This is a genomic window from uncultured Oceanicoccus sp., assembly GCF_963968385.1.
Taxonomy (GTDB): domain Bacteria; phylum Pseudomonadota; class Gammaproteobacteria; order Pseudomonadales; family Dasaniaceae; genus Oceanicoccus.
In genome coordinates this window covers 1-18,751 of record NZ_CAXAHB010000006.1, presented here as the reverse complement: position 1 = coordinate 18,751, position 18,751 = coordinate 1, and the positions used below count along the sequence as shown (strand labels likewise).

General features: G+C 47.7%; 16 protein-coding genes. 5 read left to right on the top strand and 11 right to left on the bottom strand.

Annotated features, from left to right (window positions below):
• Window positions 1-89: 89 nt before the first annotated feature.
• Genes bioD through bioB form a run of 4 tightly spaced genes read right to left on the bottom strand, consistent with a single transcriptional unit; the run spans window position 90 to window position 4,624 of the window.
• Complete coding sequence (gene bioD, locus AACP44_RS01470) at window positions 90-776, bottom strand: dethiobiotin synthase (RefSeq protein WP_339338296.1); 687 nt, start codon at window positions 774-776, stop codon at window positions 90-92.
• A 3-nt stretch (window positions 777-779) separates the two neighbouring features.
• The gene (gene bioC, locus AACP44_RS01465; RefSeq protein WP_339338294.1) at window positions 780-2,327 is read right to left on the bottom strand and encodes a malonyl-ACP O-methyltransferase BioC; all 1,548 of its coding nucleotides are present in this window, start codon (window positions 2,325-2,327) and stop codon (window positions 780-782) included.
• 50 nt (window positions 2,328-2,377) lie between these two features.
• Window positions 2,378-3,538, bottom strand: coding sequence for an 8-amino-7-oxononanoate synthase (gene bioF, locus AACP44_RS01460; protein WP_339338292.1), 1,161 nt, complete (start codon window positions 3,536-3,538; stop codon window positions 2,378-2,380).
• 27 nt (window positions 3,539-3,565) lie between these two features.
• The gene (bioB, locus tag AACP44_RS01455; protein ID WP_339338290.1) at window positions 3,566-4,624 is read right to left on the bottom strand and encodes a biotin synthase BioB; all 1,059 of its coding nucleotides are present in this window, start codon (window positions 4,622-4,624) and stop codon (window positions 3,566-3,568) included.
• A 145-nt stretch (window positions 4,625-4,769) separates the two neighbouring features.
• On the opposite strand from bioB, the gene AACP44_RS01450 reads away from it, so the two are divergent.
• Both AACP44_RS01450 and AACP44_RS01445 read left to right on the top strand, forming a co-directional pair.
• Window positions 4,770-5,468 carry a ComF family protein gene (locus tag AACP44_RS01450; RefSeq protein ID WP_339338288.1) on the top strand — a complete coding sequence of 233 codons (699 nt, stop codon included), beginning with the start codon at window positions 4,770-4,772 and terminating at the stop codon, window positions 5,466-5,468.
• Window positions 5,469-5,820: 352 nt separating this feature from the next.
• On the top strand, window positions 5,821-6,801 hold the full coding sequence (locus AACP44_RS01445; protein ID WP_339338286.1) for a serine/threonine protein kinase: 981 nt from the start codon (window positions 5,821-5,823) through the stop codon (window positions 6,799-6,801).
• A gap of 3 nt (window positions 6,802-6,804) precedes the next feature.
• Here AACP44_RS01445 and AACP44_RS01440 read toward each other — a convergent pair whose 3' ends face one another.
• Entirely contained in the window at window positions 6,805-7,527 is a 723-nt protein-coding gene (locus AACP44_RS01440; protein ID WP_339338284.1) for an acyltransferase, read from the bottom strand.
• Window positions 7,528-7,643: 116 nt separating this feature from the next.
• On the opposite strand from AACP44_RS01440, the gene AACP44_RS01435 reads away from it, so the two are divergent.
• Window positions 7,644-8,318, top strand: coding sequence for a methyltransferase domain-containing protein (locus AACP44_RS01435; RefSeq protein WP_339338282.1), 675 nt, complete (start codon window positions 7,644-7,646; stop codon window positions 8,316-8,318).
• Between the two features lie 64 nt (window positions 8,319-8,382).
• On the top strand, window positions 8,383-9,204 hold the full coding sequence (gene cysE / locus AACP44_RS01430) for a serine O-acetyltransferase (protein ID WP_339338280.1): 822 nt from the start codon (window positions 8,383-8,385) through the stop codon (window positions 9,202-9,204).
• Between the two features lie 11 nt (window positions 9,205-9,215).
• Here cysE and AACP44_RS01425 read toward each other — a convergent pair whose 3' ends face one another.
• Together AACP44_RS01425 and AACP44_RS01420 are read right to left on the bottom strand one after the other, a co-directional pair.
• Window positions 9,216-9,992, bottom strand: a complete 777-nt coding sequence (locus AACP44_RS01425) for a M48 family metallopeptidase (RefSeq protein WP_339338278.1) — start codon at window positions 9,990-9,992, stop codon at window positions 9,216-9,218.
• 97 nt (window positions 9,993-10,089) lie between these two features.
• The gene (locus AACP44_RS01420; protein WP_339338276.1) at window positions 10,090-10,335 is read right to left on the bottom strand and encodes a glutaredoxin domain-containing protein; all 246 of its coding nucleotides are present in this window, start codon (window positions 10,333-10,335) and stop codon (window positions 10,090-10,092) included.
• A 174-nt stretch (window positions 10,336-10,509) separates the two neighbouring features.
• Between AACP44_RS01420 and AACP44_RS01415 the strand changes: the two genes are divergently transcribed.
• The gene (locus tag AACP44_RS01415) at window positions 10,510-11,097 is read left to right on the top strand and encodes a DUF4136 domain-containing protein (RefSeq protein ID WP_339338274.1); all 588 of its coding nucleotides are present in this window, start codon (window positions 10,510-10,512) and stop codon (window positions 11,095-11,097) included.
• Here the strand turns inward: AACP44_RS01415 and hemE are convergent.
• The 4 genes from hemE to AACP44_RS01395 all read right to left on the bottom strand — a co-directional run.
• A complete protein-coding gene (gene hemE / locus AACP44_RS01410) occupies window positions 11,091-12,158 on the bottom strand; it encodes a uroporphyrinogen decarboxylase (protein WP_339338272.1) in 1,068 nt (355 codons plus the stop codon). The genes AACP44_RS01415 and hemE overlap by 7 nt on opposite strands.
• Window positions 12,159-12,247: 89 nt before the next feature.
• On the bottom strand, window positions 12,248-13,666 hold the full coding sequence (locus AACP44_RS01405; RefSeq protein WP_339338270.1) for an FAD-dependent oxidoreductase: 1,419 nt from the start codon (window positions 13,664-13,666) through the stop codon (window positions 12,248-12,250).
• Window positions 13,667-13,682: 16 nt separating this feature from the next.
• Entirely contained in the window at window positions 13,683-18,131 is a 4,449-nt protein-coding gene (gene gltB / locus AACP44_RS01400) for a glutamate synthase large subunit (protein WP_339338268.1), read from the bottom strand.
• A gap of 182 nt (window positions 18,132-18,313) precedes the next feature.
• Window positions 18,314-18,751, bottom strand: a 438-nt coding sequence (locus AACP44_RS01395; protein ID WP_339338266.1) for an SPOR domain-containing protein, incomplete at its 5' end; no start/stop codon positions are given.

Here is an 18,751-nt window from a genome sequence, read left to right as displayed (position 1 = left end):
GCTGATTATCCCTTAATTACGATAAACCTGCCAATAGTGAAGTATCTTTCAGCAACCAAAAGATTGAGCTAGTCGGGATAAAGTTGCTATTAGCTATTTAAAGCCGAATTCAGACTTAAATAGGCGCTGACAGCCTCTGCGGTGGGGCTTTCCAACGCGGGCACCACCCCCAAACAGGGTGCCCTAATCAGCGATTTTAGGGTAGCAATATTCTCTTCGTAGCAAGGCATATCGGCCTCAAGGCAGTTGGCTACCCAACCCCCCAAAGGCAAACCATCATTGGCAATAGCCTCAGCGGTTAATAAGGCATGATTGATACAACCCAATTTTATTCTGACAACTAAAATGACCGGCAGATTTAATTCCTTGGCCAAGCCAGCCATGGTTTCCACCGAATTGAGCGGTACTCGCCAACCGCCGGCGCCTTCAATCAGCGTAACATCAGCCCGCTGCATCAGCACACCGCGACAATAACCCGCCAATTGAGCAACCATTAAACGCTTACCGGCTTGCTGAGCGGCAATATGTGGCGCCACCGCAGGCTTTAGCGCCACAGGGTTAACCTGCTCATAGCCCAATTCTAGCGACATCGCTTGTTGCAATAACAAGGCATCTTCATTGCGCAGACCTTCAGGCGTTTCACTGCAACCCGCTGCGACTGGTTTGATCGCTGCCGTTGATAAACCCTGCTGGTTGGCGGCGGCAAGCAAGCCTCTGGCTATTAAGGTTTTACCCACGTCGGTATCAGTGCCTGCAATAAAAAATGTGCGCGCCATGATTTACCCTAGCCCCTGCTGTTTAACACCATGACCAACAGCCGGTTTTTGTACGTGGCCGTACCATGTTTGATAGGTTGCCGTTAACTCGCCCTGCTGATTGCGCTGCTCATCATAGGCGGCGATTAATTGACGAATGCGTTGCTTGCCGGTTAAGCCGGTTTGGCGACCGCTATTAACATTATGGGCACCCAGTGCTTTTAATTCCCGAGTCAGTTGTTTTAAAGTGCCGTACTCTAACAAGATATTTTCTTCGCTGGTTTGATAAGTGGAACAAAAGCCGGCGCCCGCAATAGCCTCGTCAATAATGCCGCGCTCAACAAAGCGGTTTACATGTATATGGTTATCCACCTTGCGCCAAGCTTGACGTAATTCATGCAGTGTATTGGGCCCTAGCGTTGAAAAAACAAAATGGCCGGCGGGCTTTAAGACTCGAAATACCTCGCTAAATAATGCTTTGTTATCCTCACACCACTGAATAGCCAGACTGGAAAAAATAATATCTACAGAATTGTCTGCCAACGGCAAACTTTCAGCATCACCACATAGCCATTGATGATCAGACAGATATTTTGCAGCATAGCAGGCCATACCCTCGGCAAGATCCAATCCGATCACACGACTATGCGGGTAGGCAGCTTGTAATGACTTGGCAAAAAAACCGGTACCGCAACCTAAATCCAAAACGACTTCCGCTGGTTCCGCCGGTAAAAAATCCAGCAATCGATTGCCGATACGGCGTTGCAACTCGGCGACGCTATCATAAGTATTAGCCGCGCGACTAAAAGAGCGAGCGACCTGCTGCTTATCCAATAGACGTTTTTTCGACGTCAGGATTTTATTGTCTTCAAGCCAATTTTCAATCATTTTCCAGCACTCATCCGGCTTATCCAAAAACAAACCATGACAGGCTTCGCTGATAATTTTTACCTGATCACCCAGTTGTTCTTGTAAGGTTGTTGCTGCCGATAGCGGAACCAAATGGTCTTTTTCAGCAAACAAATACAACGCGGGCACCGTTACTGGCTTTCTATGGATGGGATTATTTAATATGGATAAAAAATTCAGCGAATCGCAAAGAATTTTATCAGCGAATAGTTCATTTTTTTTTCGAAGTTGCTTCACTAAGGATTTTTCATCGCTGGACCCATAAGCCGTCAGCCCTGCAAAACGCTTTAATGCCAGCGCAGGATTTTTTTCTACTAAGGAATAAAAATCATCAAACACTTTTTTGTCCATGGCAGCGGGCCATTGATCATCGGCGACAAACTGCACATTGCTTGCCATGGTAATTAATGCTGTTACCCGCTGCGGATAACGGCTGGCTATTGTAGTCGCCAACATACCACCCAGAGAATAGCCGAGATAAATAGCCTGCTCAGGTAGCTCAACTAATAACTGATCGATCAGCAGATCAATTTCAGCATAACTAGCCACTTCACTGGCACCATAACCGGGCAGGTCGATCTGAATAATCTCGCAACGCTGACGCAGGGTCGGCAGCCAATGATCCCAAACAACGCTAGACATTCCCCAGCCATGAAAAAGCACTAGCGTCGGTGCAGTTGAGTGATCGCATAGACAAGGTAGTTTAGTGGTATTTATGACATCACCTCAGCCAGAGCTACTAACAAACGCTCTACTTGTTGCTCGCTATGCGCAGCGCTGAGGGTAATACGTAAACGGGCTGAATTAACCGGCACCGTCGGCGGGCGAATAGCACTGATTAAAAAACCTTTTGCTAATAGTGCATCACTTATCGCCAGCGCTTGCTCACTAGTGCCAATCATCAGCGGCTGAATCGCGGTTATCGATGGCATCAGTGTTAAACCGAGTGTTTCGGCCCGCTCTCTAAAATAAGCGATTAACGACTGTAAATGCTGACGCCGGGCGACGTCTTCACGCATAATTTTTAAACTGGCCAAAGTAGCGGCGGCGACAGCGGGCGGCAAGGCGGTGGTATAAATATAAGGGCGAGCAAATTGAATCAAGGTTTCAGCCAGCTGTTCACTACCGGCGACAAATGCGCCGAAACATCCCAGGCCTTTGCCCAAGGTGGCCATTAATACCGGTAGCTGTTGCTGGTCTAATTGAAAATGCTCTGCGCAACCGGCGCCGCTATTACCCAGCACACCAAAACCATGAGCATCATCAGCCATCAGCCCAGCGTTATATTGTTTTGCCAAAGCGGCCAAATCATCCAGCGGCGCTAAATCACCATCCATACTGAAAACACTATCGACCACAATCAGTTTTTTATTTTCAGTAGATTTTTTTAATCGCGCTTCAAGATTCGCCAGATCATTATGCAAAAAACGCTGAAAACGTGCGCCGGATAATAAACCGGCATCGAGTAGTGAAGCATGATTAAGTTTATCTTCAAACACCGCATCCTGTTTGCCAACCAGAGCGTTAACTACGCCAAGGTTGGCCATATAGCCGGTTGAAAATAATACGGCACGATCACGGCCAACATAGTCAGCCAATTCTTGCTCCAATTGATGATGCAAACTGCTATGGCCACAGACTAAATGCGAAGCACCACTGCCTACACCAAAGTCATTGGCTGCTGAGGTAAAGGCGGCGACAACATCTGGGTGATTGGCCAAACCTAAATAATCATTGCTGCAAAAGTTCAGGCAGGGTTTGCCATCCACAACCACTTCAGCGCCTTGAGCACTTTGCAGTAACCGGCGCTGTCGATATAAATGATTGGACTTACGCTGGTCGAGCGCTGCCGTCAGTTGAAGAGGATCTGACATAGTATGGCCGCAGTTTGCGCTGGCGAATCAGGCCTGCGCAGCGTCGTAGAAAAACTTATCGTGTTCGGCTTGTTGAATCTGTTCGCGAATACGGTCTTCTTCGCCGTCATCACATCGTTCAACTTGACGATCTTCCGGCTGAATACCTAAACGCTCAAATAACTGCAAGTCTTTATTGGCTTCGGGGTTGGCGGTGGTTAGTAGTTTTTCACCGTAGAAGATAGAGTTGGCGCCGGCAAAATAGGCCAATGCATGCATCTCTTCATTCATGGCTTCACGGCCAGCGGACAAACGCACATGCGACTCGGGCATTAAAATACGCGCTACCGCAATGGTGCGAATAAAATCAAAATTATCCAAATCGTTCTCTGTAGCCAACGGGGTGCCCTCAACCCGTACCAACATATTGATCGGCACACTTTCCGGGTGTTGCGGCATATTGGCTAGCTGAATTAATAAACCGGCACGGTCTTTAACTGTTTCACCCATACCCACTATACCGCCACTGCAGACTTTAATACCGGCATCGCGCACATTGGCAATGGTGGTTAAACGATCAGAATAGGTACGGGTGGTAATTACTTCACCATAAAACTCGGGCGAGGTATCTAGGTTGTGGTTGTAATAATCAAGACCGGCCGCCGATAATTCGTCCGCTTGCTCTGCGGTTAACATCCCCAGCGTCATACAACTTTCCAGCCCCATTTCCTTCACGCCTTTAACCATGGCAGTAACATAGGGCATATCTTTGGCTTTGGGAGAACGCCAAGCCGCACCCATACAGAAACGGGTAGCGCCGGTGGCTTTGGCTTCGGCCGCTTCTTTTAGCACTTTCTCAACTGCCATTAATTTTTCTTTTTCCAGACCGGTGTCATAGCGATTGCTCTGCGGACAGTATTTGCAGTCTTCAGGACAGGCGCCGGTTTTGATCGACAGCAGAGTACTGACCTGTACCTCATTGGGATTAAAGAACTGGCGATGCACCGTTTGGGCTTTAAATAACAAATCGTTAAAGGGCAGCTCAAACAGGGACTGTACTTCCTGTGAGGTCCAATCGTGACGAATCAAGCTATTAGCAGCGGTCATAGGGATATCCTGCAAAGATAATGGGTGGCTGGAAACGGGACTGAATATCCCCTAAAGTGGCCATCAATGATAAGGATTATCGCTCCGCTGTCAACCTACAAGGACGAGCATGGTTAACTGCTTTATAAGATATGGTTTACTGAGCATGCGCCTGGCTTTACCGGCGCTCAGCAGCCTAGAGCTTTGCGGCCGCTGTATTCTCTGTGATGATATCGGCCAACCCGGGCTGGATATCTGCCAAGACTGCGAGGCGCCATTACCACGATTGGGGAGCCACTGTCGGCGTTGCGCCTTGCCTCTGCCAAATCTCGATCAAACCCTTTGCGGCCAGTGCCAGTTGCAGCCTCCCCCCTTTCAGCGAGTAGTGGCGATTTACTTATATCAATACCCTATCGCCGAGCTAATTGCTGGCTTTAAGTATAAAAAACAGCTTAGTTATGGCAGAACCCTATCTAAAATAGCTCTCAAGGGGTTTGTAAGTGCATACTCCGGAGACATGCCGGATATTATCACCGCTACTCCCCTGCACTGGCGCCGCAGGCTAAAACGCGGCTTTAACCAAAGCGAACATATTGCTAGCTATCTTGCTAAAGCCTTGGGTATCCGCTCGCTACCCCTACTAAAACGCTGTCAATTCACCCCGCCCCAGCAACAACTGGATGCCCAACAGCGGCGGCATAACCTAAGCAGAGCCTTTGCGGCGACTAGCGCATTAAAGGGGCAATCGGTTGCGGTGGTGGATGATGTGATGACAACCGGAGCGACCGCCACTGAAATCAGCAAGGTATTGTTAAAGGCCGGCGCTGGCGAGGTGCATATATGGGTGTTGGCAAGAACGCCCTAGCAAGCCATACTGGCCAGCTTTATACAGTCTCTAGATTTTGACCAGAATCGTTATCCAATAAGCTACTTCATACCGATACTGCCACTAGTGCCGTTGCCAGTAATTTTAAAAAGGATAACAGCATCAACTTAGAGCGGGAAGAAAATAGTAGTATTCTAATATTCTACCCGCTACTCGATATTGAAAACTGCGATAATAGCGCCAAAGTTTTGATCAAACTGGCAGTAGCGCAACAATACTTGTTAGTCAGGTTAACTCATAAATCCGTTGCCCGACTTCAGCTACATATAGGCCAACAAGTCTACGCGCAAATAAAAACAGTCGCTCTGCTTAGCGAGCCATGAGAAATTTAATGACTAACCCCCATCCTTACCACAGACTAACACCGGAATTAGTGATTGATGCCGTAGAAAGCACTGGCCGCTTAACCGATCTGCGCATCCTTGCATTAAACAGTTATGAGAATCGGGTTTATCAAGTTGGCATGGACCAAGCTGAGCCAGTTATTGTTAAGTTCTACCGTCCTGAACGGTGGAGTGAAGCGCAAATTTTAGAAGAGCACCAATTTAGCTATGAATTGTTTGATGCTGAAATTCCAGTAGTACCACCGCTAAAGAATGCAAAGGGAAAAACTTTACTTGATTATGACGGCTATCCGTTTGCTATTTATCAACGCCAAGGTGGCCGCGCACCCGAACTAGATGATTTAGATAATCTATTAATTCTTGGGCGACTAATGGGAAGAATTCATGCAGTGGGTGCCCAGCAAGACTTCCAGCATCGTCCAACACTCGATATAAAATCCTTTGCTGAAGACAGCTTTCAATTAATTAGCGAACAGTTTATTCCCAGCGATTTACGTACTGCCTATGTCAGTTTATGCGAAGATTTAATTAAAACCATTAAAGAACAATTTGCACAAACCACAGTTAACGCTATTCGCGTACATGGCGACTGTCATGCCGGCAATATTTTATGGCGCGGCGAATCACCCCACTTTGTCGATTTGGATGATAGCCGTATGGCTCCTGCAATTCAGGATCTATGGATGTTTATGTCTGGCGACAGACAACGCCAAACGGCACAAATCAGCGAACTGGTGGAAGGTTACAACGAATTTTTTGATTTTGATCCAAGACAGCTGCGTTTAATTGAAGCGTTGCGCACTTTACGGATTATTCATTACAGTGCATGGCTGGCAAAACGCTGGCAAGATCCAGCTTTCCCTCACCATTTTCCATGGTTTAATACCGCGCGATATTGGTCGGATCATATTCTGCAATTGAGAGAACAATTTTCTATGGTTAATGAGCCACCGTTACAATTGTTTTAACCGCTAATCTGCCTTACTCGGGAACAACAACGCTCGCAACCAACTGAACAAGGTGTTTTTCTCTAACACCGTTTTATCAACATCATCAAAGAACTGCTGTTGCCCGACAGGATCGGAAAAAAAATCTTTGCGTGTTGTCATTTTTCGTTCGGCATCAATTGCTTTAACCACCGTCGCCGGATTACCCGCTACAATAACATTGGCGGGAACATCTTTACTCACAACAGCGCCAGCAGCAACAATACTATTTTCACCTATGGTGACACCTTTTAGTACTTTACTGCCATCGCCCAACCAGACATTATCTTTAATAATCACCGGCGCTACTTTTTCACTACGACGACTGCGATCATAAATATCATGCCAATCGGAGTCGGTAATATAAACACCGTTAGCCATCATAACGCTATCACCAATAATGATTTTATCGCCAGCAGAAATTCGGCAACCCGGGCTAATCAAGACATAATCACCAATCCGCAATTCCCCCTGATCAGGCTCTCGGCCCCAGACTCCCAGCTTCACCCTATCAGCCGGCTCACCAATAATGGTAGCGCATTGACCTATAGAAATATTAGGGCCTGAAATAGCTACATACCACGGCTTCATAATGGTGTGGTGATCCCCTAGCTCATCACAAGCCGGACGCAAAAAATGGTTGGCATACCAACGGCGAAAGCGAAGGTAATTTTTTTTAACCCAATAGGGGCGTCTATCCTGTCGCATAAATATCTCAAACTCATTATTTTAAAAAGCAGTCTGACAGTAGGCTGTTAATTTCGCAATAACTGGATACCTATCCCTGCTATAATCGCAGCCCGTTCGATATAAAGAAGATCACTGTGCCAGACTCTCGCATTATCACTAGCAACCAACAGCAGCTCCACCACAATCTGGAGCCGGTGGTTCGACGGCATTTAAACACCCGTTTTCAACGACCCTACCCCGATTACAGCCTCGAAGTTTTTGCACAAGCCAAACAGCGCCTTAGCCAGCATCAAGGCGAAATTATTCTCGACTCTTTTTGTGGCGTCGGTGAAAGCACCGTCAATCTCGCCAGACAATATCCCAATGCTCTAGTCATAGGGATCGATAAATCGGTTGCCAGACTCAATAAACACGATGATCACTACCGGCAATCAGGGATTGATAATTACCTACTGCTGCGCGCAGATGTCGATGATTTTTGGCGGCTGGCGGTTGAAGATGGCTGGCACCTTGCGCGCCACTGTCTGTTTTACCCTAACCCTTGGCCCAAGTCCTGTCATTTCAAGCGCCGGATTCATGGCTCTCCCTTGTTCGCTACGCTGTTAGCACTGGGAGGCGAAGTGGAAGTACGCAGTAACTGGCCTATTTATTTACAGGAATTTGCTGCCGCACTGGCAATCGCCGGCCATAGTGCCACCCTTGAAGAGTTTACTCCGAAACCATCCATCACCCCGTTTGAACGTAAATACCATGAATCAGGGCAGCCGCTATGGCAATGTGTTAGCCAATTGGATAAATTTCTCTCTTGATTAAGCGCTAATCAGCCTCCACAATTAACAACAGCAGTCAATATTCGACCACGGACACTTTGTCATGGCTACACAACCGATTTCTATTAACGCTGACAACGACAGTATTTGGCTTAGTATTCGCGAGGAAACCGAGCAAACCGTTAGCAAGGAACCCTTGCTAACCAGTTTTCTTCACTCCACGATTCTGAATCACCAATCACTGGAGTGTGCGTTAAGTTTTCATCTGGCGCATAAACTTGATAGCCCAACCGCCTCGGCGCTATTGCTACGTGAAGTGTTTGAACAGGCACTTAAAACGGATACCCATATCGGCAAGGCTATACGCTGTGACTTGCGAGCGGTTATGGAGCGCGATTCTGCCTGCCATACCTACTCTATTCCCTTTTTGTACTTTAAAGGCTTTCATGCTTTGCAGGCTTATCGGGTTGGCCACTGGCTGTGGCAGCAGGGCCGAGAAGAACTTGCTTTGTTTTTGCAAAATGCTGTTTCCACACAATTCGGGGTCGACATTCATCCAGCCGCCAATATTGGTCATGGTGTGCTGCTAGATCATGGTACCGGTGTAGTCATTGGTGAAACGGCTGTCGTTGGCAATAACGTGTCTATCTTGCAATCTGTGACTCTGGGCGGCACAGGAAAACAAGAAGGTGATCGCCATCCCAAAATAGGCGACGGCGTCTTAATCAGTGCCGGTGCAAAAATTCTTGGCAATATCCAAATTGGCACTGGCGCAAAAGTCGGTGCCGGCAGTGTGGTACTGCAAGACGTACCGGCACATACCACTGTCGTTGGTGTTCCTGCCAAGGAAATTGGTCATCCAACTACTGACCAGCCGGCGCTGGACATGAATCACGGCATCAACTGTGATATGGATGACGATTAAGGCTACACAGCCTATGGTGTACAGTGAGGTGTTTTCCCCTGCTGGCGCGCACGGTTATACACATCTACAGCCGCTGCCATATTCTCCTGCAAACCTTTGATACGATTCTTATTGGACGGATGTGTCGACATAATTTCCGGCGGAGCACCGTCGGAATTGGCCGCCATGTTATGCCAGAGCATAACACTGGCACGGGGATCAAAACCGGCCGTTGCCATTAATTTTAAACCCATTAAATCGGCTTCGATTTCATGCACACGACTGTAGGGAAGCTGTACACCATACTTTGAACCTGCGCCTAAAACGGCCATAAGTTGATCGGTGCCTTCAAATACAGCACCTAATAATTGCTGGCTAGCCTGTGAAGCATAGCCGATCGACATTCGTTCGTTACCATGCTGGGCGAGAACATGACCAACTTCATGACCAATAATCGCAGCTAACTGATCTTGGTTGTTAGCTACCGTTAAGATGCCGGTGTGTACGCCTATTTTATTACCAGGCAAGGCAAAGGCATTGGCACTGTCATCTTTAAAAACCACCACTTCCCAGTCACGCTGTTGATCTTCAGCTAATACCGCCGTTACGGCATTGGCCACACAGTCCACATAGTCATTAGTGGCAACGGCTTTTTCTATCTCGGCATTTTTCTTCATTTTGGCAAAAGCGGCCGCACCCATTTTATCCATTTCGTTTGCCGACACTAATAACAGTTGTGAACGACCGGTTGGCGATGTGGTACAGGCCACTGTCATCAAGGCGAGTAAAACAATGGCAAGAGGCTTCATAAATCTATCCAATGACCGTAACATTGAGCGCGGGTTATGAGAATAAATTTTATAGCGATTACCGGCAAGCAACAATTGTTTCGGACGGTAACGCGCATTATGTAGCGTACTCTTCCAGCAAACGGCTTAAGGCATCAAAACCACCGATATACTGACGACCATGAAAAATTTGTGGCACGGTAGTCACGGGGCCGCCGACTGTTTTTTCAAGGTCAGCCTGACTAATAGCCTCTTTATTGATATCGACATAGCGATAGCTCAACCTCTTGATATCACAGAGCTCTTTGGCCCGGCGGCAAAAACCGCAATCTTCTTTTCCAAATATCGTAAACCTTGGCATCATATTGCTCCTCTATTAAATGATGACAACAGTATGCCGCCACACTGAATATTATAAAAGTTAATTATAATTATAATATTGATAATTTTTAACTATTATTAAAATGCAGCTACAATTGATGTCGCCTGAGCGATCGCCTATATTGATGCCTCTGATCCATCACTTCCAGAGGCCACCATGCCGTTACTGTTAGGCATCCAACGGTTGTTTTTTTTCTCCATCTGCATAGCGCTGGCTGGTTGTCAGACTAGCAGCAATGTCATCGTGGATTATGATACCGGCACCGATTTCTCTAACTTTCAGACTTACGACTGGCTGGCAGCCGATAAGGGAACGGCCAACGATATTGATCCATTACTTGCCCAGCGAGTTCAGCAGGCTTTAAGAACCAAGCTGTTAGATGCCGGTTTTCATCAAGCTGTTAGTCAACAGCAGGCGGATATCTGGGTGCGCTACCAGATTGCCGCTCAGACCCGATCGCAGCAACCGCAATCAGGCGGCAGTATAAGTTTTGGCGGTGGTAGTGGCGGCAATACGACGATGGGGGTTTCATTGAGCTTTCCTCTTGGTGGCGATATCGCTGTCAAAGAGGTTGAACTGATGATTGATCTTGTTAATGTTAAGAACAACAAACTGATATGGCGCGGCAGCAAAATTTTTAAACTGGCCAAACAATCGCCAGCAGAAATGACTGCGGTGGTTGATGCCGCTGTAGCTGAGATTCTGGCGTTTTACCCACCGAAACGCATCAATAAGACTTATTGATGATAGGGTTCGGACAGTTCATGTACCGATTCAATAAATGCTCTGGCATGTTCCGGATCAACTTCCGGGGTAATACCGTGACCTAAATTAAATACATGGCCGCTACCGTTGCCAAAACCTGCAAGAATTGTTTTCACTTCTTCCCGAATACGTTCTGGCGCTGCATATAACATCGTTGGATCCATATTGCCCTGTAGCGCCACCTTATCACCTACACGCTTGCGCGCGCTGCCAATATCGGTTGTCCAATCCAGGCCTAAAGCAGTGGTACCTGTATCTGCAATCGCTTCCAACCACTGGCCGCCGTTTTTGGTAAATAAAATCACCGGCACTTCACGGCCTTCATGTTCACGGATCAAACCATTAACGATGTTTTGCATATAGTTGAGTGAAAATTCTTTATAGGCATTATGGCTGAGCGCGCCACCCCAAGTATCAAAAATTTGTACCGCCTGTGCGCCAGCTTTAATTTGACCATTAAGGTAGGAAGTGACGCTACGAGCCAATTTATCCAGCAACGCATGCATGGTGTTGGGCTCATTAAAGGCTAAGGCTTTGGCCAAACGAAAATCTTTTGATGAACCACCTTCGACCATATAAGTGGCCAGTGTCCAGGGGCTGCCAGAAAAACCGATCAGCGGCACCCGACCATTGAGCTCTTTGCGAATGGTGCTAACGGCATCCATCACATAGCCTAAATCTTTTTGTGGGTCAGGTACCGGTAGCGCTTCAACATCCGCCGCTGATCTAACGGTTTTTTTAAACCGCGGACCTTCACCGGTTTCAAAATATAAACCCAGGCCCATTGCATCGGGAATAGTTAAAATATCAGAGAATAAAATCGCGGCATCTAATGAAGGGTAACGATCAAGCGGTTGCATGGTGACTTCGCAGGCAAACTCAGGATTCATACACAGCGACATAAAATCACCGGCTTTGGCGCGGCTGGCCCGATACTCCGGCAAATAACGCCCCGCCTGACGCATCATCCACACTGGTGTTACATCAACGGGCTGTTTTAATAAGGCACGTAAAAAGCGATCGTTTTTTAACTCGGACATACTGCCTTTACCTTCCACAGGAACTAATCACTCAATGCAAAAAAGGCACGGTAACCCTGCCTTAAAAGAATCAATCAGGGGTTAGTGGGTTATACTTCCAAATAATCCAAAATACCTTCGGCAGCCTGACGTCCTTCCCAGATCGCAGTGACCACCAGATCAGAACCGCGCACCATATCACCGCCGGCAAATATTTTCGGGTTGGCGGTCTGGAATTTATAGGTCTGCTCTTCTTCCGCGATAACACCTTGCCAACTGTTAGTCGTCACGGCAAAGTCTTTTAACCACGCCGGAGGATTTGGCTGAAAACCAAAGGCCACCAACACCACATCCGCTGCAATAACTTCTTCACTACCCGGAATCGGCTCAGGGCGACGACGGCCATTGTCATCGGGCTCACCTAAACGCGTGGTGACCATTTTAATGCCTTCGACTTTATCGTTACCGACAATAGCGACAGGCTGGCGATTGAACAAAAACTCTACTCCTTCCTCTCTGGCATTGGCCACTTCGCGGCGAGAACCGGGCATGTTTTCTTCATCGCGGCGGTAAGCACAGGCCACTTGACTGGCTCCCTGACGAATAGAAGTCCGGTTACAATCCATCGCGGTATCACCACCACCAAGAACAACCACCTTTTTGCCTTTAACACTAATATAATCAGCGGGATCTTTTTCAAAACCCAAGTTGCGGTTAACGTTTGAAATCAAAAATGGCAGTGCATCATAAACACCGTCAAGGTCTTCACCGGGAAAACCCCCTTTCATATATTTATAAGTACCCATACCCATAAATACCGCATCGTACTCATCCATTAGCGACTGCATACTAATGTCTTTACCGACTTCTGTGTTGAGGCGAAATTCGATACCCATCTCTTCAAACACTTCGCGACGACGGGACAGTACGCTTTTTTCTAATTTAAATTCGGGAATACCAAATGTTAGTAGGCCACCAATTTCCGGGTATAAATCAAACACTACCGGTTTAACCCCTGCGCGCACCAAAACATCGGCACAGCCCAAGCCGGCAGGACCTGCACCAATAATGGCGACTTTTTTATCCGTCCAAACACGTCCTGACATATCCGGACGCCAACCCATGGCCAAGGCCGTATCGGTAATATATTTTTCTGTAGAACCAATGGTGACCGCACCAAAACCATCATTCAAAGTACAAGCGCCTTCACATAAACGATCTTGCGGGCATACCCGACCACAGACCTCAGGCAGGGTGTTAGTTTGATGAGATAGTTCAGCCGCTTCAAATAAGTTGCCCTCAGATACTAACTTTAACCAGTTCGGAATAAAGTTATGCACTGGGCACTTCCACTCGCAATAGGGATTACCACACTCTAGACAACGGTGTGCTTGATCCTGTACTTCTTCTTTTTGGTAAGGTTCATAAATCTCTACATACTCGGTGGTGCGAGCATGTATAGGCTTCTTTGCCGGACCTTTACGGTCGACCTCAACAAATTGGAAATTATTACTTAAACGTTCAGCCATAAAAAAGTCTCGTCGCTTATTCCGGGCGTTGCTTGATTGTGTCTAGTAGCGTATCGACGCTGGCAGCTTTGGGTTTCACCAACCAAAACTTACCGACAAAATCAGCCCAGTGATCGAGAATATGCTGCCCCCATTGGGAGCCAGTCTCATTAATAAAAGTTTGAATATTGTTGCGCAGGTGATTGCGATATGCCTCTAAATGTTCGCTATTGATACGCTGGATTTCTACCAATTCGTTATTGTAACGATCAACAAAACGATTGCTCTGATCCAACACATAAGCAAAACCACCGGTCATACCCGCACCAAAGTTAACCCCGGTATCACCCAGTACGGTGATATTGCCGCCAGTCATATATTCACAACAGTGATCTCCGGCACCTTCAACAACGGCAAAAGCACCCGAGTTACGAACACCGAAACGCTCACCGGCCGTACCAGCGGCAAACAATTGTCCGCCGGTTGCACCGTATAAACAGGTATTGCCAATAATAGAGGTTTCCTGCGAGGCAAATTCGCTGACCTTAGGCGGGTAGATCACCAGTTTACCACCGGCCATACCTTTGCCGACATAGTCGTTGGCATCGCCTTCCAGATACAAATGCAAGCCACCCGCATTCCAGACACCAAAGCTTTGACCAGCGGTACCGCTTAGCTTTAGTTTGATCGGCGTATCCGCCATACCCTGATTGCCATAACGCTTGGCGATTTCACCGGACAAACGTGCACCGATAGAACGGTCACAATTAGTGATATCAAAACTAAATTCACCACCGGCCTTGTTGTCGATCGCATCAATCGTCGCCGCTACCATCGCTTCCGCTTTGACGCCTTTATCAAAAGGATCATTGGATGCAGCATGACAGAATTCTGGCTGATCTTCGGCGGCCGGATCTTTGTATAGAATCGGCGCAAGGTCGAGATTACCCTGCTTTTCAGTAAAGCCGTCAAGAGCTTCTAATAAATCCGTACGCCCAATTAATTCTTCAATCGAACGCACGCCAATTTGTGCCATCCACTCCCGCGTTTCCATAGCAAGAAAGCGGAAGAAGTTCATCACCATTTCTACCGTGCCGATAAAATGCTCATCACGCAGATAATCATTTTGAGTCGCCACACCGGTGGCACAGTTATTGAGGTGACAAATACGCAGATACTTACACCCTAAGGCCACCATGGGGGTGGTACCAAAACCATAACTTTCTGCACCAAGTATGGCAGCCTTGATCACATCTAGGCCGGTTTTCAAACCACCGTCGGTTTGTACTTTGACCACGCCGCGTAAACCATTGGAGCGCAAAGCTTGTTGCGCTTCAGACAAACCTAGCTCCCAGGGAGAGCCGGCATGACGAATAGAGGTTAATGGACTTGCCGCAGTGCCGCCGTCGTAACCGGAGATAGTAATTAAATCGGCATAGGCTTTGGCTACACCGGCTGCGATGGTGCCAACTCCAGGTTCTGAAACCAATTTAACCGAAACTTGCGCGCTGGGATTAACTTGCTTTAAGTCATAAATTAGCTGCGCCAAATCTTCGATAGAATAAATATCATGATGCGGCGGCGGTGAAATCAAGGTCACACCAGGTACCGCGTAACGCAGACGGGCGATTAGTTTATTCACTTTACCGCCCGGCAGCTGACCACCCTCACCGGGTTTTGCACCTTGCGCCACTTTAATTTGCAGCACTTCAGCATTAACCAAATAATGCGGCGTAACACCAAAGCGACCTGAAGCAACCTGTTTAATTTTTGAGGTGCGCTCGGTACCGTAGCGAACAGGATCTTCACCCCCCTCACCGGAATTGGAACGACCACCTAAACGGTTCATCGCTGTGGCTAAAGCCTCATGAGCTTCCGGGCTTAATGCACCCAATGACATACCGGCTGAATCAAACCGCGGCATAATCGATTCTATCGATTCAACTTCATCCAAAGCGATCGGTTTAATATCTTTTTTCAACGCTAACAAATCACGCAGTGAAGCTACGGGGCGGTCATTAACCAACGCAGCATAGGTTTTCCACTTTGCATAATCGCCGGTTGAAACAGCGTCCTGCAAACCTTTAATCACATCGGGATTAAACGCATGGTATTCCTTGCCATGAACATATTTCAGCAATCCACCCTGATCAATTTGCTTGCGGGCAATCCATGCCGCTTTAGCCAGCTGGGCCTGTTCGCTCTCAAGGTTTGCAAAGTCACTGCCTTGAATACGGCTGGCAACGCCTTTAAAACAAAGATCAACCACATCGCTACCCAAACCAACGGCTTCGAATAATTGGGCACCACGGTAAGAGGCGATGGTGGAAATACCCATCTTTGACATAATTTTTAGCAGGCCTTTGTTAAGGCCCTTGCGATAATTAATATGCGCTTGTACTGGGTCACCTAATAATTCACCGACGCGAATCATTTCATCCAGCACGCTATAGGATAGATAAGGGTAAACAGCGGTCGCACCAAAACCAAACAAACAGGCAAACTGATGAGAGTCACGGGCTGAGCCACTTTCAATAATCAGGTTGGTATCGCAACGCAGGCCCTGCTCGATTAAGCGATGGTGAACGGCACCGGTGGCTAATAAACTATGTACCGGCAACCAGCCCGGCTGTAAGTTACGATCCGACAATACCAGTAATACGGTACCGGCACGGACCGCGGCTTCCGCTTGTGCGGCAATCTCTGCTACTGCCTGTTGCAAATCTTTTTCTGCGGGATCAAAGCTTAACTCGATAGTCTGACTATCATAGCCCTGTTTATCCACCGCCATCAGGCGCTGAAATTTATCGGGTGAAAGCACCGGTGTGGTTAAAATAATACGATCGGCATGATCCGCATCTTCTTCAAAAATATTTTTTTCAACACCCAGACAAGTTTCCAAACTCATCACGATCGATTCCCGCAAAGGATCAATCGGCGGATTGGTTACCTGCGCAAATTTCTGGCGAAAGTAATCGTAAAGAGAACGCTGTTGGCGCGAGAGCACCGCCATTGGGGTATCGTCGCCCATGGAACCAACCGCCTCATTACCTGCTTCAGCCAGTGGGCGTAACACCTGCTCGCGCTCTTCAAAGCTGACCTGAAACATTTTTTGGTATACAGGAATATCTTCAGCCGAAATCAGATCAGGCTTTTGTGCTGGCTCAAAGGTCGACTCTATTCGGGTGGCATTTTCTTTCATCCACTGTTTATAGGGCTGACCCGTTTTTAGCTGCTGATCAATATCTTTGGTATGCAGCAATTTGCCAGCTTGAGTATCAACCGCCAGAATTTGTCCGGGGCCAACACGGCCTTTGGCGACCACATCTTCCGGCTTATAGTCGTAGGTGCCGATTTCTGAGGCCAATGTAATAAAACCATTTTTGGTAATAACATAACGAGCTGGACGCAGACCGTTTCTATCCAACATACAAACAGCGTAACGGCCATCGGTCATTACAATACCGGCAGGGCCATCCCAAGGCTCCATATGCATGGAGTTATATTCATAGAAGGCTCTGAGATCGGCATCCATATGCTCCATATTTTGCCAAGCGGGAGGGACTAACATCCGCACTGCGCGAAACAGATCCATGCCGCCAGCCAATAACACTTCCAGCATATTATCCATACTGGAGGAGTCAGAACCGGTGCGATTAACCAGCGGACTGATGCTAGCAATGTCCGGCAGCCGCTCAGTCTCAAATTTGCTGGCGCGGGCATCAGCCCAATTGCGATTGCCTTCAATGGTATTGATCTCACCATTATGGGCTAACAGGCGGAACGGTTGCGCCAGCGGCCAACGCGGCAAGGTGTTAGTCGAGAAACGCTGGTGAAAAACACAAATAGCGGTTTCTAAACGTGGGTCCGCCAAGTCCGGATAGAATTTTGGTAAATCCACCGGCATCACTAAGCCTTTGTAGGAAATAACCGAAGCAGAAAAACTGGAAATATAAAAATCTTCATCATTGGCCAGCGCCAATTCAATTTTACGACGGACAATATATAACTGGGTGGCCAGAGCCTGTTCGTCAGTTTCTTGGGTGTTAATAAAGAGTTGCTCAATGCTAGGTAAGCTGGATAGAGCAATTTCACCACAATAGGCGGTGTCGGTTGGCACCACTCGCCAGCCCGCTGAACACAAGCCATGCTCTGCCAAAATAGTATCAACGGCTTGACGGGCAGCGGCAGCTTTTGCCTGATCTTTGCTTAAGAAAATCTGCGCCACACCATACTGCGCCGACAGTTCGGCCCCGCAACTCTCTTTTGCGACCGTACGAAGGAAGCTATCTGGCTTCTTTATTAATAAACCACAGCCATCACCGGTTTTACCATCCGCCGCAATACCACCACGGTGAGTCATGCAGGTTAAGGACTCAATCGCGGTGCGTAATAGTTCATAACTGGGCTTGCCTGCCATATCGGCAATAAGGCCAAAGCCACAGTTGTCACGGACGTCTTCAGGTCGGTAAAGGCCTGTACTCATATAACGAATCTCGCCAAAAAATCTTTTGTAAAATCAAAAAGATACAACGACAGCAGGACAAAATTCTGCCCTGCGCAGGAAAAAAGGGAGGACATTCTACACGCATGGCTCTGAGGTGACAAACTTGGAAAGGAAAAGGTTATTTTTTGATCATAGGGATAAACCAGCCCTAAAACACGGCCTTATAGCCGATTACTGCGGATATCCTTTTGCACACTGGCAACACTTCGCACCCAGGGGCGAAGTTTTTGTAGCTCTGCGGGCAGGGTTTTGACAGCGGCATGCGCGGCTGGCTTATCGCTGTATGAGCCTGTCACGACAACAAACCAAGGCTTGCCCTTCAGACGGGCCTGAAAATAAGTGACCGGCAGGCGATTGATATAGCGTTTAACGAACTCTCTGGCACGCGTCTCTTCCACTGAGCCAAACAGCTGTAGTAGGTAGTTTGTTTGTGGATAGGCCAATAGGCGCTGTTCTCGCACCGGCATGGATGGGGTGGCGGCTATTACCGGAGCGGCTTTGGGCTCAGTCTTTTTAGCCGGAGCTGGCTTGGTTTGCATAGCCGCCTCGGCAATATCGGGCTGTTTAACCGGCTCGATGTCAGTAATTTCATCCACAAC